The sequence below is a fragment of the Brevundimonas sp. genome (genome assembly GCF_027484365.1).
Lineage (GTDB): Bacteria > Pseudomonadota > Alphaproteobacteria > Caulobacterales > Caulobacteraceae > Brevundimonas.
Genome location: NZ_JAIXTC010000006.1, coordinates 30,034 through 45,987, shown reverse-complemented (window position 1 = coordinate 45,987; position 15,954 = coordinate 30,034). Strand labels below are relative to the sequence as shown.

Below are 15,954 nucleotides of genomic sequence, written 5' to 3'. Positions count from 1 at the left end.
TGATGGGTATAGAGGCTCTGCCGTCGCGAAAACTGAGCCGGAACAGGGCCTTATCGTCGCGCTGGATGTTACCCTGGATCGGCCTTGCGCCAGGCGCGCAGGCCTTCGTCGTCGATCAGGTTCGCGACGGGAATGGTGGCGTCGATCGAAAGGCCTGCGGGCAGGTCGCGCGCATAGGTCACGAACCACTCGCCCTCCCGGCCCGACAGGGCGTCGAGGAAGGGGATGGGGCCGCAGCTGGTGAAGGTCGTGTGGCGGATGGCGATCCGCTCGGGCGGCAACTCGCCCTTGAGCGCCAGGGCCGGAACGAGGGTCGCGCTGAATCCGTCGCCGCCCGCCAGTTCGATGCGCTCAAAGGCGCTCGCTTCTGACAGGAAGACGACGTCGGAACGGTCCCAGAGCTCTGCCTGACGATTTCTGACACGCTCGGCGGCGGCCTCCGGTGAGGCGTCCACCAGGGGCGAACAGGCCAGGGCCGGCGCCGCTACGCCGGCCAGGACGGCGGCGAAAACCCAGACGGACAGGCGGTTTGCGGTCATGTCGATCCCTCCGCCTTCGGGCTAGCGCTTCAATGTGACGTAAATCGCGCCGTCTCCGCCGTGGCGGCGGTGGGCCATGGCGAAGCCGGAGACCACGCCGCGCAGGGCATGGCCCTGCAGCCACTCATGGATGGAGGCGCGGATGATCCCGCCGCCGCGCCGCCCCTGACCGGTGACGACCAGAACGGCGCGCAGGCCACGCGCCTGCGACTGGGTCAGGAAGGCGCGCAACTGGTCTTCGGCTTCAAAGCGGCCGAAGCCGTGCAGGTCGATCGAGGCCTCGATCGGATCGCGCTCGCGCGACAGCCGGCGCTGACGGCGGGGCTCCAGCTCCTCGGGAACCGAGCGCGGCGCAGGCACCGGCGTGGGCGTGGTCCTGGCGGATCCTGCGGAAGCCGCCCGGATCTTCGTCGAGGTCTTCGGCTTGCCGACGACCGGCGGCCGGGGCGCCTTGATCGTTTCGGGCTTCAGCGGTTCGTCGGGCAGGAGGGCGCCGGGGGTGACCCGGGCGGCCTTGCGCGTCTTTGGCGGCGTGACGGAGCCGGAGACGCGGGCCCAGATACGGCGGTCCTCGGTCGTCAGGTCAGGAGGCGGGCGCCGCGCCACGGCGTCAGGCGTCTTCGCCGTCGACCCCGGCCTCCGCCGGGCCAGGCTCATGGACCAGCAGATCGCCGGGCTGGCAGTCCAGTTCCCGGCACAGGGCATAGAGGGTCGAGAACCGCACGGCCCGCGCCTTGCCGGTCTTCAGGATCGACAGATTGGCCAGGGTCACCCCGACCCGATCCGCCAGCTCGGTCAGCGACATGCGCCGCTCCACGAGCATTTTGTCGAGCTGTACGCGAATGGCCATCTAGATCGTCAGCTCTGACTCGCGGCGCAGACGGGCGCCTTCCTTGAACACCTCGGCCAGGACGAAGACGACCAGGACCGAGAAGACCGGGGTCAACAGCTCGCCGACGCCCTGGGAATCCATCACGCCCGGCGCGAGGCGGGCGGCGACCAGTCCCTGGACCAGCCAGACGCCGCCGGTGACGACGGCCAGGATCAGGCCGATCTGGCGCAGACGGCGCACATTCTCGGGCCGGAAAGGGTCGCCCACGGTCAGGGTGCGGAAGATCATCCGCAGATTTCGCAGGATCAGCAGGAAGCCGCCGAAATAGGCGGTCAGGGCGCCCACCCCGAACAGCAGCAGAGGCCGGGTCAGGGGCTGCTGGCGGCCGCCGCTCTCATTGGCGACGGTGATGTTCAGATTGGCCAGCGGAATGAAGATCGAGGCCAGGAAGACCAGGAGAAGCACCGCGGTGATGATCATCAGCAGCACATAGGCCACGTCCAGGGCGATCTTCAGCAGGCTGGATACGGAACCGGGCCCGAGGGTCCTCAGGAACGGGATGCTGAACGGCGCGCGGATGCCTCTGGGCATCTTCGGCAGGCGCAGCTCAGGCCGGTTAAGGGACATCGACAGCTCGGGAAAGAATCTGGGCCGGAATTCTGGCCGCGAGGACCGCGCGGGGTTCGGGAGAACCCCTACGCGGTCTTATACATCGCGATCTTCTTCAACGGCGTCAAAAGCCTCTTTGTTCGGGTCGCTACCGCTCGGCCCGCGGGGCCTCGCTACTTGAGCGACGGAAGGCAGGGTGTTCATTGCAGCGGTCGCTCAAGAAGTGAGCAACCGCCCCCCCCCCTCTTCTTCCGGCCCGATCGAAGATCGGGCCTGAGGGCGAACGTCGGCGACGTCGTCTTAGAAGGCCTGCACCAGGATGGCGACCAGGGCGGTCGGCAGGGCGGCGAGCAGGGCGGCGTTGATCAGCAGCGCGCCGACCTTGTCCATCATCAGCGAGGCGTTCATCGTGTTCATCGTTCTATCCTTCGATCCTGAGGCAGGTCATTAATGCCCGCTTCTGTGCGCCACGGGGTTCGGATTTGCCCATCTGGGTATTTCCGGGGAACGTTGTGGCCGCCGTTCTTGAGATCATAGATAGGACGTGCGGTTCGGTTCGTCACGTTACATATCGTTTAACGATATTAAACTTAGGCAATGAAATGTTTCACAGGCGTGATCACGGATGAAGTTGAAGCTTATCAAGGGGATGCGGCTCGTGGCCGCGACTCACAACGCCGGCAAGGCGCGTGAAATCGATGCGCTTCTGGACGGACATTACACGGTGGTCACCGCCGCCGAGTTGAATCTGCCCGAACCGGCCGAGATTGAAGCAAGCTTTGTCGGCAACGCCATGCTGAAGGCGCGCCATGCGGCCCAGTTCTCGGGCGAGGTCAGCCTCGCCGACGATTCCGGCCTGTCGGTCGCGGCCCTCGACGGCGCGCCCGGCATCTTCTCCGCGCGCTGGGGCGGTCCGGAGCGGGACTTCCACGCCGCGATGCGAAAGATCGAAACGCGGCTTGAGGAACTGGGGGCGACCGACCGGTCCGCCTGGTTCACCTCGGCCCTGGCGGTGGCCTGGCCCGACGGACCCTGCGTGGTGGTCGAGGGCCGGGTCGACGGCGTCGTCACCTTCCCGCCGCGCGGGGACCGGGGCTTCGGCTACGATCCGATCTTCATCCCGGAAGGTTACGACCAGACCTTCGGCGAGATGGACCCGGGGTTGAAGGAGAGCATGAGCCACCGCACGCGCGCCTTCGCCTTGCTGAAGGCGGCCCTGATTGACTGACAGCCCCGGCGCCGCTGCGCCGACTCCCGAAAGCGGATCGATCGCGGTTTACGTCCACTGGCCCTACTGCGCCCGCATCTGCCCCTATTGCGACTTCAACGTCGTACGCGACCGGGGCTGGCGCGAGGAACAGGCGGTGCTGGTCGAGGCCATCCTGTGCGATCTGGAGGCCCAGGCGGCCCTGATCGGCGATCGCCCCCTGGCCTCGATCTTCTTCGGCGGCGGCACCCCGTCGCTGATGCGGGCGGAGGATGTGGCGCGGGTGGTCGCGCGGGCGCGGGCCCTCTTTCCCGGCGGCGGCGACGTCGAGATCACGCTCGAGGCCAACCCCACCGACGCCGAGGCCGCCCATTTTGCGGCCCTGAGGGAGGCCGGGATCAACCGCCTGTCGCTGGGGGTCCAGTCGCTGGACGACGTTCAGCTGACATTCCTGGGGCGCAATCACTCCGCGGATGAGGCGCGCCGGGCTATCGCCGTGGCGGCCGGAGTGTTCGACCGGCTGTCGATCGACCTGATCTACGCCCTGCCGGGCCAGACGGTCGCCGCCTGGACCGCCGCCATGACCGAAGCCCTGTCGATGGGATTCGAGCATGTCTCCCCCTATCAACTGACCATCGCCGAGGGCACCGCCTTCGCCCGTGCCACCGAACGGGGCAGTCTGGTCCCACCCGACGAGGACACCGCCGCCGACCTCTATGAGGCGACCCAGGCTGTGCTCGGCGCCGCCGGGTTCGAGGCCTATGAGGTCTCCAACCACGCCCGGGACATGGATGCGCGCTCCGCCCACAACCTGCATGTCTGGCGCGGCGGGGACTATGTCGGGGTCGGTCCCGGCGCCCACGGCCGCCTGACGCTGGACGGGGTCCGCACCGCCACCGTCGCCCGGCGCCGCATCGCCGACTATGTCGAGGGCGTCGCCGCCGGAACGCCGTGGAGCGAGCAGGACGGGCTGGATCCCCGCGGGGCGTCCGAGGAGCGGCTCTTGCTGGGCCTGCGCACGCTCGAGGGTGTCGCCCTGGCCGATCTGGACGCCCTGGATCTGACCGCACGGGTGGATGTTCTGGTCGAGGACGGCTTCCTCGTGATCGCCGATGACCGGGTCGCGGCGACCCCGAGGGGGCGGCCCGTGCTCGATGCCGTGCTCAAGGCTCTGCTGACCTGAGCCCCGGTCTGTGGCACGGAGGGACGATGAGCGAACCCGGCCCCTTTCCTCCGACCGCCCCGCCGCCCCGGCCGGTGTCTCCGGGCCTCTATCTGGTGGCGACCCCGATCGGGAATCTGCGCGACATGACCTTGCGCGCGCTCGACGTCCTCGCGGCCGCCGATCTGGTTCTCGCCGAGGACACAAGGGTGACGGCCAAGCTGCTGGGCGCCTACGGGCTGAAGGCCAAGCTGGAACGCTGCGACGACCATGCCTCGGCCCGGGCCGCCGAGATCGCCATCGAGCGGGTGAGGGAGGGTCAGGTCGTGGCCCTGGTCTCCGACGCGGGGACGCCGGTGATCTCGGATCCCGGCTTCGTCGTCGCCCGCGCCTTCATCGCCGCGGGCCTGCCCGTGCATCCGATCCCCGGCGCCTCCAGCCTGCTGGCGGCCCTCTGCATCGCCGGCCAGCCGTCGGATCGCTTCTTGTTCGCCGGCTTCCTCCCGCCCAAGTCCGCCGCGCGGAAGACGGCCCTGGCCGAGGTCCGGGCCGCGCGCCAGACCCTCGTCTTCTTCGAGAGCGGCCCGCGCCTCGCCGCCAGTCTCGCCGACATGGCGGAGGTCCTGGGGCCGCGCCCCGCCGCCGTGACCCGCGAACTGACCAAACTCTATGAAGAGGCGATCCGGGGGACCCTGACCGAACTCGCCGTCGATCCGCGCTGCGACGCGCCGAAGGGCGAGATCGTCATCGTCATCGGCCCCGGCGAGGTCGAGACCGCCAGCGCCGCCGACGCCGATGCGGCCCTGATCGAGGCCCTCGCCCGTCTGGCGCCCGGCGAGGCGGCGTCGGAGGTCTCGCGCGCCCTCGATCTGCCGCGAAAGACCCTCTACCGCCGCGCCCTGGAGCTTCAGGGCAGGGGATGAAGCCGCCGCCGAAGCCTGAAAGGGTCCGCGCCGTGCTTCCGCAGAAGCCCAGGGCGGCCTGGCGTCAGGCCCTCGGCAGACGGGCGTTTCGCGAGGGGCACGGCGCCGAATGGATCGCCGCCGCCTTCCTGATGTTGAAGGGCTATCAGGTTCTCGGCTTCCGGTTGAAGACCCGGGGCGTCGAGATCGACATTCTCGCACGACAGGGCCGGACGGTCGTGGTCGTCGAGGTCAAGCGCCGCGCCACGATCGAGGCCGCGCTCAATGCTGTTGAGAGCCAGCAACTGGAACGACTGCGGGCGGCCGGGGCCGCACTGTTGCGCCAAAGACCCGGTCTGGCCGGTCTTCGGCTCCGAATCGATACTGTAGCGCTGGCCCCCGGGCGAGTTCCGCGCCATCGTCGCAATCTCTAGTTTTCACCGGGGGGTGAGAGCAGGTCGTCGGGGGACGGGCCGTGACGCGTGAGGAGGCGGAAATCGCGCTGGAAGAGGCCGGTCGGGCCGATGACGACGGCTTCCCGCTGCTGGACGCGGCGATCGCCTGCGCCCTGCATGATTCTCCCTTCCGCAATCCGTCGCCCGCCCGGGTCCTGTCGGACGCCGCCGCCCAACGGCTGGCCGAGCGCATCGGCGGCGAGAGTCCCGACGACGCCCTGGCCGAGACCATGGCGGCCGATCTGCGGCTGAACGGCGACCTGCTGCACTACGACGATCCGGCCAATACCGACGTCCTGGACGTCGCCGAGCGGCGGCGCGGACTGTCGGCGGCCCTGGCGGTCTTCTATCTCGACGCCGCCCGACGCGTGGGGGTGAAGGCCCGGGGCGTCGACTTCCCCAACCATTTCCTGCTGCGGGTCGAGACCCCGGCCGGTCCGGTGGCCCTGGACCCCTTCAGCCACGGCCGGGTGGTCATGCCGTCGGAACTGACGCGCCGGGCCCTGCGCGCCGGCCTGACGCCGCACGTCGCCGACCGGCTGGACGTGCTGATGGCTCCTGTCAGCGACCGGGAGTGCCTGATCCGGCTGCAGAACGTCCTGTTCAGCCGCGCGATCAAGGCCGAGGATTATCTCAGCGCCGAACGCTCGGCCGTGCGCCGCGCCCTGCTGGACCCCGAAGATCACCGGCCCTGGCTGGACGTCGCCTCGGCGCGCGAGAAACAGGGCGCCCTGACCGGCGCGCTGGAGGCCCTGGGTCGCGCCCGGGCCGTCGCCGGCCAGGACGACCGGATGCACCAGACGGCGTCGGACCGGCTCAGGATGCGGCTGAACTGAAGTTTCTGCTTGGAACCGCCGCGCTTCGCACTACTTGAGGCCAGGGCGCGAACGCGCTCAAGCAGCGAGCCGCCGTGCGGCGAGCGATAGCGCACCAGGGAAGTCCTTCCATGCTCAGAGTCGCCATCCAGATGGACCCCATCGAGGCGGTCAACATCGCCTCGGACACGACCTTCTTCCTGGCCATGGAGGCGCAGCAGCGCGGCCATCCGCTCTGGGTCTATGACTTCCGCACCCTGGCGCTGGAGGACGGCTCCCTGACCTGCCGCGCCCGGCCGGTGGTGATCCGTCATGTTCACGGCGACCACGTCACCATCGGGGAGGAGGTCCGGCTCGATCTCGGCAAGGATGTCGACGTCATCCTGATGCGTCAGGATCCCCCCTTCGACATGGCCTATGTCACGGCGACCTATCTGCTGGAGACGGTCCATCCACAGACCCTGGTGGTCAACGACCCCGCCGAGGTCCGCTCCGCGCCCGAGAAACTGTTCGCCACCCGGTTCGAGGGCGTCCAGCCGCCGACCCTGATCTCGTCCGATCCGGTCGCCCTCGTCGACTTCCACGAACGCCACGGAGACGTTGTGCTGAAGCCCCTGCACGGCGCGGCCGGCTCCGGCGTCGTCCGCCTGAAGGCCGGCGACCCGAACCTGGAAGCCCTGATCGAGATCCACATGTCCGGATCCCGTGACCCTCTCGTGATCCAGAAATTCATCCCGGCGGTCTCGAAGGGCGACAAGCGGATCATCCTGATCGACGGCGAGCCCGTGGGCGCCATCAACCGTGTCCCGGCCGAAGGTCAGGTGCGGTCGAACCTGCGGGTCGGCGGCACGGCGGCACCGGTCGAACTGACCGCTCGCGATCTGGAGATCTGCGCCATCATCGGGCCGGAGCTGAAGGCGCGGGGCCTGCTGTTCGTCGGCATCGACGTGATCGGCGACTATCTGACCGAGATCAACGTCACCTCCCCGACCGGGGCGGTGCAGCTGAAAGAGTTCACCGGCATCGACGCGGCGGCGATCCTGTGGGACGTGATTGAGGCGAAACACGTTCCGGGTGCATGACGGCAGGCTTGCAATCTGAATAAGTTCATGGTTCGTTCCCGTTCGACGGGAGGCGGATCATGCTGGCCAGTATCGCGACGGTGGCGTTCGAGGGGGTCGAGGCGCGGCGCGTCAGCGTCGAGGTGCAGCTGGTCGGTACCGACGGCCCGACCATCTTCTCGATCGTCGGACTGCCGGACAAGGCGGTGGCCGAGAGCCGCGAGCGGGTGCGGGGCGCGTTCGCGGGCATCGGTCTGGCCCTGCCGGCCAAGCGGATCATCGCCAATCTGGCCCCTGCCGACCTGCCCAAGGAGGGCAGTCACTTCGACCTGCCCATAGCCCTGGCCCTTCTGGCCTCGCTCGGGGTGATCCAGCCGGATGCGCTGGAGGGCTGGGCGGCGCTGGGCGAGCTGGGGCTGGACGGGCGGATCCAGCCGGTGGGCGGCACCCTGCCCGCCGCCGTGGCCGCCGCCTCGATGGGGCTGGGGCTGATCTGCCCTGAGGCCAACGGGCCCGAGGCGGCCTGGGCCGGCGACGTCCGCATCCTGGCCCCCCGGTCGCTGATCGGCCTGATCAACCATTTCAAGGGCACGACCGTCCTGCGGGCACCCGATCCGGGGCCGGTCAGGACGGGGACGAGCGCCGCCGACCTGCGCGACGTCAAGGGACAGGAGAGCGCCAAACGGGCGCTGGAGGTGGCCGCCGCCGGGGGCCACAACATCCTGTTCGTCGGCCCGCCGGGCTCGGGCAAGTCGATGATGGCCCAGCGGCTGCCGGGCCTGCTGCCCCCGCTGACGCCCCAGGAACTGCTGGAAACGTCGATGGTCTGGTCGGTGGCGGGCCTGATCGAGCGCGGGGCCCTGACCCGGGATCGGCCCTTCCGGTCGCCCCACCATTCCGCCTCCATGGCCGCCCTGACCGGCGGGGGCCTGCGCGCCAAACCGGGCGAGGCCTCCCTGGCCCACAACGGCGTCCTCTTCCTCGACGAACTGCCGGAGTACTCCGCCCAGGCGCTGGACAGTCTGCGGGCACCGCTGGAGACGGGCGAGATCGTGGTCGCGCGGGCCAACGCCCACGTCCGCTATCCGGCCCGGTTCCAGCTGGTCGCGGCCATGAATCCCTGTCGCTGCGGCCTCGGCGGGGCGGGCAAGGGGGCCTGCGGCAAGGCGCCCCGATGTCAGCGCGACTATCAGAACCGCATCTCCGGTCCGATGTTCGACCGAATAGACCTGACGGTGGAGACCCCGCCCGTGACCGCCGCCGACATGGCCCTGCCCAGTCCCGCCGAGGGCACGGCCGAGGCCGCCGCCCGCATCGCCGTCGCCCGGGCCATGCAGGAGGAGCGGGTGCGGGAGGCGGGGCTGGATCCGCTGCAGGCCCTCAACGCCCGCGCGTCCGGCGACGTTCTGGAGCGGTTCGCGACCCCGGACGAGGCGGGGCGGGCGCTGTTGATGCGGGCCGGGGAGGCGGGCGGTTTGACCGCGCGCGGCTGGACACGGACGCTCCGTCTGGCCCGCACCATCGCCGATCTGGAGGGGTCGACCGGGGTCCTGCGCCGCCATATCGCCGAGGCCCTGATCTATCGCCGCACCACCGTCGGCGCCCAGGAACAGTTCGAACGTCAGCAGGAAAAACGGGCCGGCCTGCCTGCGTGGTAAAGGGTTAACACCTGATCCGGCAGAATCGCTCGTGATCCTGGACCAGGGCGACGGCGGGCATGACGCGACGGACGACGACGACGGGCGAGAGCGAGACCGGACCGGCCGAGCGCGCCGGCGGCGCCGATCCCTTCCTGCGCCTGATGAGCCACGAGATGCGCACGCCGCTGAACGGCGTCATCGGCATGCTCGGCCTGCTGACCCGGACGCGTCTGGACGGTGCCCAGCGGTCCTATGCCGAGGCCGCGCGCGAATCCGCCGAACATCTGCTGGGCCTGGTCAACGACCTGCTCGACTACGCCCGGCTGGAAGCCGGCAAGCTTGAGATCGATCCGGCCCCGGTCGAGCTCGAGGGCCTGGTGCGCGGCGTCGCGGAACTGCTGAGCCCGCGCGCCCATGACAAGGGGCTGGAGATCGTCTGGTCGGTCTCGGCCGACGCCCCCGACATCCTCGCCGACGAGGGTCGGCTGCGCCAGGTTCTGTTCAACCTCGCCGGCAACGCCGTGAAATTCACCGAGGCGGGGGGGGTCCGCATCGCCGTCGACCGTGTCGGCGGCCCCGACGAACGCCCGCTGCTGGCCTTCGTCATCGACGACACCGGCCCCGGCGTCCCGGTCGAGGCGCGCGCCCGCATCTTCGAGGAATTCGGTCACGCCGACGCCTCCGACGCCACCCGCTACGGCGGCGCGGGGCTCGGCCTCGCCGTGGTCCAGAAACTGGCGGCGGCCATGAACGGGACCGTCCGGGTGGAGGACCGCCCCGGCCCGAAGGGGGCGCGCGGCTCCCGCTTCGTCTTTGAGGCCGCCTTCGAGGCGACGCCGGACGCCGAGCCGAGGGCCCGTCCCCTGATTGATCGGGCCTTCGCTGTGCGCAGCCCCGATCCCTTCGTCCGCGATGCGGCCGAAGCCCAGATCACCGCGTCCGGCGGCTCCCTGTGGCCCGTCGGCGGCCTTGCCTGCGTCACCCTGGTCGATCATGCCGTCGCCAGCGTCGCCGGACTGCCCCTGGCCCCCCTGCCCGAAGGGGGACGCAGCATCGTCCTGCTGAAGCCGTCCGAGCGCGATCTGATCGCCCGCTACAAGTTGGCCGGCTTCCATGGCTATCTGATCAAGCCGCTCCGGCGCGCCTCCCTGGTCGAACGGGTGCTGGCCGCCGCGACCGTCGGCGAGGTCCAGGGCGCGCCTCGCAGCCTGCCGCCTGAGGACGACAGGGTCCTGCCCGTCCGATTCGCCGGAACCCGGATCCTGCTGGTCGAGGACAATCCGGTCGGCGCCCTTCTGGCCAAGACCCTGCTGCGCCGCGAGGGCTGCGTGGTCGAGACCGCCGCCACCGGCGACGAAGCCATCGCCGCGATGAAGCGGGCCCGCTACGACCTCGTCTTCATGGACATGCGCATGCCCGGCATGGACGGCCTGACCGCGACCCGCGCCGTCCGCGCGGGCGGCGACCGCACCCCGATCGTGGCCCTGACCGCCAACGCCTTCGCCGAGGACCGCCAGAGCTGCCTCGAGGCCGGCATGAACGACCATCTGGTCAAGCCCCTGGAGCCCGAGGCCCTGCGCGCCGCTCTCGCCCGCTGGACGAACGGCGACTTCCGCGCCAAGGTCGCCGTCGCATAGGGCGAACCGGCGATCAGATCGGGGACCCTTCGAGACAGAGGCTCCTCCCCATGACTGCTCCCGCCGCGCCGCCCGCCGCTCCGACCGAGGTCGACCTCAAACCCAAGGGCCTCGCTGTCCTCAAGGTCGCCTTCCGGGAACGGCGCACCCTGGCCATGTTGCTGCTCGGCTTCTCCGCCGGCCTGCCCTTCGCCATGCTGATCGGCACGCTGAACGCCTGGCTGACCGAGGAGGAGATCCCGGTCGCCACCATCGGCATTCTCAGCTGGATCGGCCTGTTCGGCGCCTTCCGCTTCCTGTGGTCGCCGGCCGTCAGCTGGACCCCGCCGGTCATCGGCAAGATGTTCGGACGCCGCCGCAGCTGGCTGCTGTGCCTGCAGGTCATCATCGCCATCGCCCTCGGCCTCGTCGCCCTGTCGCATCCGGGCGCGGGCGTGTTGGGGCCGCTGGCGCTCGGCGCGGCGCTCGGCGCCTTCGCCTTCGCCACCCAGGACATCGTCATCGACGCCTGGCGGATCGAGATCGCAGACGAGAAGACGCCCATCGACCTGCTCTCGACCATCTATCAGCTGGGCTACCGCACAGCCGCCCTGGCCGGGGGCGCCGGATCGCTGCTGCTGGCCACCGCCATCGGCTGGCCCGGCGTCTTCTTCACCGCCGCCCTGCTCATGGGGCTGGGCGTCATCGGCACATTGATCGCGCCGGAGCCGGCGCCAGGTTCCCAGGCCGCCGTGGCGCGCCAGCGCAGGGGGTCTCCCCGGTTGCGGATGTTCGTGCTGGTCACGACCCTCGCCGCCTGGGGCTGGGCCGCCTGGATGCTGATCAATTTCATGGTGACCGCCCTGACGACCTCGCCGGCGCCGAGCGCGGGCGAGTTCACCACCGCCTGGGGCCCGTGGATCGTCGGCGCCACCGTGGTCCTGCCCGCCGCCCTGGCCGGCCTGATTGTGTGGAAGGGCCGGGTCGCGACCGCCACCGAAAGTGCGGCGACGCCGAAACTGGCCGACACCTTCTATGACGCCATTCTGGCGCCGCTGGTTGAGCTCATGGGTCGACTCGGCTGGGGCGCGGTGATCGTTCTGGGCCTGATCCTGACCTATCGCATCACCGACGGCGTCTGGGGTCCATTCGCCTTCCCCTTCTACATGGGGGACACGGGCGGGGCGCTGGGCCACACCAAGGCCGAGGTGGCGCTGGCGTCCAAGACCTTCGGCGTCATCATGACCATCGTCGGCATCGCCCTGGGCGGCTGGGCCCTGCTGGTCATCGGCCGGATGTGGAGCCTCCTGCTCGGCGCCATCCTGTCGGCGGCCACCAACCTCCTGATGATGGACCTCGCGCTCGGTGCCCCCGTCATCGGACCCTTCATGTCGGCGACCGGCCTCTATTCGGTGTTCGGCTCGATCGGGGTGGGCGAGCCCCTGTCGCGGCTGATGCTGGCCATTGCAGGCGAGAACATCGCCGGGGGCTTCGCGGGCGCGGCCTTCGTCGCCTATCTGTCGGCCCTGTCGAACAAGACCTTCGGCGCCGTCCAGTTCGCCGTCTTCATCTCCCTGGCCCTGCTGATCGGCACCCTCGGGCGCGGCGCGCTCGGCGAGCTGATCGACGCCCAGGGCTATGCGCCGATGTTCGTCATCGCCGCCTGGATGGGGGTGATCGCCATCGTGTTCGTCGTGATCGAATGGGTCCGGCTGGGCTTCGAGGCCCGCAGGCTGGCCCGGACCGGAGCCCCGGCGGTCTGATCAGACCGTCGGCGGCACCGCCGTCATCGACCGCTCGGCCGCCGCGCTGGGATGGGGGGCGACGTCCTCGTCCTCGGGCTCGAACTCGACGCTGACGCCTTCCTCGTAGGCGGCGAAGGTGGCGGCGGTGATGATCTCGGACACCTGGGCGCCCAGGGAGACGATCTGCACCGACTTCTCGAGGCCGACCAGCAGGGGGCCGATCACGGTCGCCCCGCCCAGGGCCTGGACCAGCTGGGTCGAGATGGCGGCCGAATGCAGGGCCGGCATGACCAGGACATTGGCCTCACGGCTCAACCGCATGAACGGGTAGTTGGTCCGCAGGGCCGGATCGAGCGCCAGCTCGGGCGGCATCTCCCCTTCGTATTCGAAGTCGACGCCCTTCTGGTCGAGGATGCGGATGGCCTCGCGCACCTTCTCGCCCCGCTCTCCGGGCGGGTTGCCGAAGGTGGAATAGCTGAGGAAGGCCACGCGCGGCGTGCGACCCAGTTTCTTCACCGTCGCGGCGGCCTGGATGGCGATATCGGCCAGTTCCTCGGCTGACGGCAGTTCATGGATCGAGGTGTCGGCGACGAAGATGGTGCGGCCCTTGGCCAGGACGATCGACAGGCCGATCAGGCTGTCGCCCTCGACGTCCAGCACGCGCCGGACCTCCTTCAGCACCATGTTGAAGTTGCGGGTCGTGCCGGTGACCATGGCGTCGGCCTGGCCGCGCGCCAGCATGGCTGCGGCGAAATAGTTGCGATCCTGGTTGATCATCCGCTGCACGTCGCGACGCAGGTAACCGCGCCGCTGCAGCTTGTCGTAGAGGAAGTCGGTGTATTCGACGTTCCGCTCGGAGACCCGGGCGTTGACGATCTCGATCCCCATGGCCTCGAAGTCGAGGCCCGCCTCGGCGGCGTTCTTGCGGACCAGATCCTCGCGGCCGATCAGGATCGGCGTGCCCAGCTCGGCCTGTTTGAAGGCCCAGGCGGCGCGGATGACGGTCGATTCCTCGCCCTCCGCGAACACGACCCGCTTGTTCGGGGCGGCGCGCACGGCCGACGAGATCTTCTGCATCAGGGCGGCGGACGGATCGACGCGTTCGCGCAGCCGGGCTCGGTACTCGTCCATGTCGTCGATCGAGACGCGGGAGACGCCGGTGTCCATCGCGGCCTGGGCCACGAAGGGCGGGATGTACCAGATCAGGCGCGGATCGAACGGCGTCGGGATGATGTAGTCCGGCCCGAACTTCAGCTTGCGCCCGCGATAGGCCACGGCGACCTCGTCCGGCACGTCCTCGCGCGCCAGCTGGGCCAGGGCGTGGGCGCAGGCGATCTTCATCTCGTGATTGATCCGCCGGGCGCGCACGTCGAGGGCGCCGCGGAACAGATAGGGGAAGGCCAGGACGTTGTTGACCTGGTTCACATAGTCCGAGCGGCCGGTGGCGATGATGGCGTCCTTGCGCACGGCCAGCACCTGTTCCGGCGTGATCTCCGGGTCCGGGTTGGCCATGGCGAAGATGATCGGGCGCGGTGCCATGGTGGCGACCATTTCGGGCGTGATCGCGCCCTTGGCCGACAGGCCGAGGACGACGTCGGCGCCCTGCATGGCCTCGGCCAGGGTGCGTTTGTCGGTGTCGATGGCGTGGACCGACTTCCACTGGTCCATGCCCTCGGTGCGGCCGCGATAGATGACGCCGTGCAGGTCGACGACGGTGGCGTTCTCCGGCTTGACGCCGAGCGACTTCATCAGGCTCAGCGACGACAGGCCGGCGGCGCCCGCGCCGACCAGGACCATCTTCACGTCCTCGAACCTGCGCCCGGTGATGTGGCAGGCGTTGATCAGGCCGGCGGTCGAGATGATGGCCGTGCCGTGCTGGTCGTCATGGAAGACGGGGATGTCCAGCAGGTCCTGCAGCTCGCTCTCGATGACGAAACATTCCGGGGACTTGATGTCCTCCAGATTGATGCCGCCCCAGCTGTCGCCGATGTTCTTGACGACGGTGATGAACTCGTCGGGATCGGTGGTCTTCACCTCGATGTCGAAGCTGTCGACGTCGGCGAAGCGTTTGAACAGGACGGCCTTGCCCTCCATCACCGGCTTGGACGCCAGGTGGCCGAGGTTGCCCATGCCGAGAATGGCCGTGCCGTTCGAGATCACGGCGACCAGATTGCCCTTGGAGGTGTAGTCATAGGCCGCGTCGGGATTGTCGGCGATGGCGCGCACCGGCACGGCCACGCCGGGCGAATAGGCCAGGGACAGGTCGCGCTGGGTCGCCATGGGCTTGATCGGCGCCATGGAGATCTTGCCCGGATGCGGCAGCCGGTGGAAATCCAGCGCCTCTTCGTCGGAGAAGGTCTGTTTGTCGGTCTGATCGGGCATTTGGGTCTCTGACGGTGCGGGCCTGTCCGGTCTAGCGGCGCCCTTCCGTCGGGACAACCGCCGACGCCCGGCGGGCGAGGTTCAAAGGTCCAGGGTGCCCGTCCGTTCGACCTCGACCGGGCCGGTCATGAAGACGTGCCCGGAGCCCTCGTCCCAGTCGATCACCAGTTCGCCGCCATCGACAATCACCGTGGCCTTCCGCCCCGTCAGTCCGCGCCGGGCGCAGGCGACCAGGGCCGCGCAGGCGCCGGTGCCGCAGGCCCGGGTCAGGCCTGCGCCCCGCTCGAACACCCTCAGGCGGATGCGGTCGGGGGCCAGGACATTGGCGAAACCGACATTGACCCCTTCCGGGAACAGCGGGTGATGCTCGATCAGCGACCCGGTCCCGATGACGAAGCCGTCGTCCTGGCGGTCGGTGAAGAAGACCACGTGCGGATTGCCCATGGAGACGGCGCCCGGGGTGTGCACGACCGGAGCGTCGATCGGCCCGACCTGCAGCTCGATGCCGCGCGTGTCCATCTCCTCGGCCAGGGGGATCTCGCGCCAGTCCAGCCGGGGCGGACCCATGTCGACGGTGATCCGGTCCACCCCGGCCCGGCGCGCGATCGTCGGACCGCCCAGGGTGTCGATGGTGACCTGATCCGAGCCATTGGCCTGCATCAGCATCCAGCCGACGCAGCGCAGGGCGTTGCCGCAGGTCTCGACCGTCCCGCCGTCGGCGTTCCAGACCCGCATGAAGGCGTCGGCGGTGTCCGAGGGCTCGATGGCGATCAGCTGGTCGAAGCCCTGTCCGGTCTTGCGGTCGCCCAGGGCGCGCACCGCGTCCGCGCCCGGGGTGAAGGGCCGCTCCAGCGCATTGACCACGACGAAGTCGTTGCCGGCGCCGTTCATCTTGACGAAGGGTCTGGAGGTCGCGCCGGTCATGGACCCTATATAGTCACGTCGCGCGGAGGCTCCAAAGTCGCAGCCACGCAACGCCCCCGGCCTTT

General features: G+C 69.5%; 15 protein-coding genes. 9 read left to right on the top strand and 6 right to left on the bottom strand.

Translation table 11 applies throughout. The features are described 5' to 3' along the window. Positions 1-68 precede the first annotated feature (68 nt). Genes Q0044_RS01715 through Q0044_RS01700 form a run of 4 tightly spaced genes read right to left on the bottom strand, consistent with a single transcriptional unit; the run spans position 69 to position 1,923 of the window. Entirely contained in the window at positions 69-539 is a 471-nt protein-coding gene (locus Q0044_RS01715) for a hypothetical protein (protein ID WP_298158703.1), read from the bottom strand. 21 nt (positions 540-560) lie between these two features. Continuing rightward, entirely contained in the window at positions 561-1,145 is a 585-nt protein-coding gene (locus Q0044_RS01710; RefSeq protein WP_298158701.1) for a Smr/MutS family protein, read from the bottom strand. Positions 1,146-1,149: 4 nt separating this feature from the next. Next, the gene (locus Q0044_RS01705; protein ID WP_298158700.1) at positions 1,150-1,389 is read right to left on the bottom strand and encodes a helix-turn-helix domain-containing protein; all 240 of its coding nucleotides are present in this window, start codon (positions 1,387-1,389) and stop codon (positions 1,150-1,152) included. After that, a complete protein-coding gene (locus Q0044_RS01700) occupies positions 1,390-1,923 on the bottom strand; it encodes a DUF2975 domain-containing protein (protein WP_524536145.1) in 534 nt (177 codons plus the stop codon). It abuts the gene before it with no gap. Between the two features lie 682 nt (positions 1,924-2,605). Between Q0044_RS01700 and Q0044_RS01695 the strand changes: the two genes are divergently transcribed. The 9 genes from Q0044_RS01695 to Q0044_RS01655 all read left to right on the top strand — a co-directional run bounded on the left by Q0044_RS01695 (position 2,606) and on the right by Q0044_RS01655 (position 12,601). Continuing rightward, entirely contained in the window at positions 2,606-3,208 is a 603-nt protein-coding gene (locus tag Q0044_RS01695) for a non-canonical purine NTP pyrophosphatase (protein WP_298158694.1), read from the top strand. Next, entirely contained in the window at positions 3,201-4,370 is a 1,170-nt protein-coding gene (gene hemW, locus Q0044_RS01690; RefSeq protein ID WP_298158692.1) for a radical SAM family heme chaperone HemW, read from the top strand. The genes Q0044_RS01695 and hemW overlap by 8 nt, the downstream gene beginning before the upstream one ends. Before the next feature lie 26 nt (positions 4,371-4,396). Further along, complete coding sequence (gene rsmI / locus Q0044_RS01685; protein ID WP_298158690.1) at positions 4,397-5,272, top strand: 16S rRNA (cytidine(1402)-2'-O)-methyltransferase; 876 nt, start codon at positions 4,397-4,399, stop codon at positions 5,270-5,272. Next, positions 5,269-5,685, top strand: coding sequence for a YraN family protein (locus tag Q0044_RS01680; protein ID WP_298158688.1), 417 nt, complete (start codon positions 5,269-5,271; stop codon positions 5,683-5,685). Before rsmI ends, Q0044_RS01680 begins: the two co-directional genes overlap by 4 nt. 41 nt (positions 5,686-5,726) lie before the next feature. Continuing rightward, entirely contained in the window at positions 5,727-6,542 is an 816-nt protein-coding gene (locus Q0044_RS01675; RefSeq protein WP_298158686.1) for a SirB1 family protein, read from the top strand. Positions 6,543-6,652: 110 nt separating this feature from the next. Beyond that, positions 6,653-7,603: a glutathione synthase gene (gshB, locus tag Q0044_RS01670; protein WP_298158684.1), complete on the top strand. Its 951-nt coding sequence runs from the start codon at positions 6,653-6,655 to the stop codon at positions 7,601-7,603. Between the two features lie 59 nt (positions 7,604-7,662). Further along, a complete protein-coding gene (locus Q0044_RS01665; protein WP_298158681.1) occupies positions 7,663-9,240 on the top strand; it encodes a YifB family Mg chelatase-like AAA ATPase in 1,578 nt (525 codons plus the stop codon). A gap of 59 nt (positions 9,241-9,299) precedes the next feature. Further along, a complete protein-coding gene (locus Q0044_RS01660; RefSeq protein ID WP_298158679.1) occupies positions 9,300-10,859 on the top strand; it encodes a response regulator in 1,560 nt (519 codons plus the stop codon). A gap of 50 nt (positions 10,860-10,909) precedes the next feature. Further along, positions 10,910-12,601, top strand: coding sequence for an AmpG family muropeptide MFS transporter (locus tag Q0044_RS01655; protein WP_298158676.1), 1,692 nt, complete (start codon positions 10,910-10,912; stop codon positions 12,599-12,601). Here the strand turns inward: Q0044_RS01655 and Q0044_RS01650 are convergent, their stop codons facing one another. Both Q0044_RS01650 and dapF read right to left on the bottom strand, forming a co-directional pair. Beyond that, complete coding sequence (locus Q0044_RS01650; protein ID WP_298158674.1) at positions 12,602-14,965, bottom strand: NADP-dependent malic enzyme; 2,364 nt, start codon at positions 14,963-14,965, stop codon at positions 12,602-12,604. It abuts the gene before it with no gap. A gap of 81 nt (positions 14,966-15,046) precedes the next feature. After that, positions 15,047-15,889 (bottom strand): diaminopimelate epimerase, encoded by an 843-nt coding sequence (dapF, locus tag Q0044_RS01645; protein ID WP_298158671.1) that lies wholly within the window; start codon positions 15,887-15,889, stop codon positions 15,047-15,049. Positions 15,890-15,954: the final 65 nt, after the last annotated feature.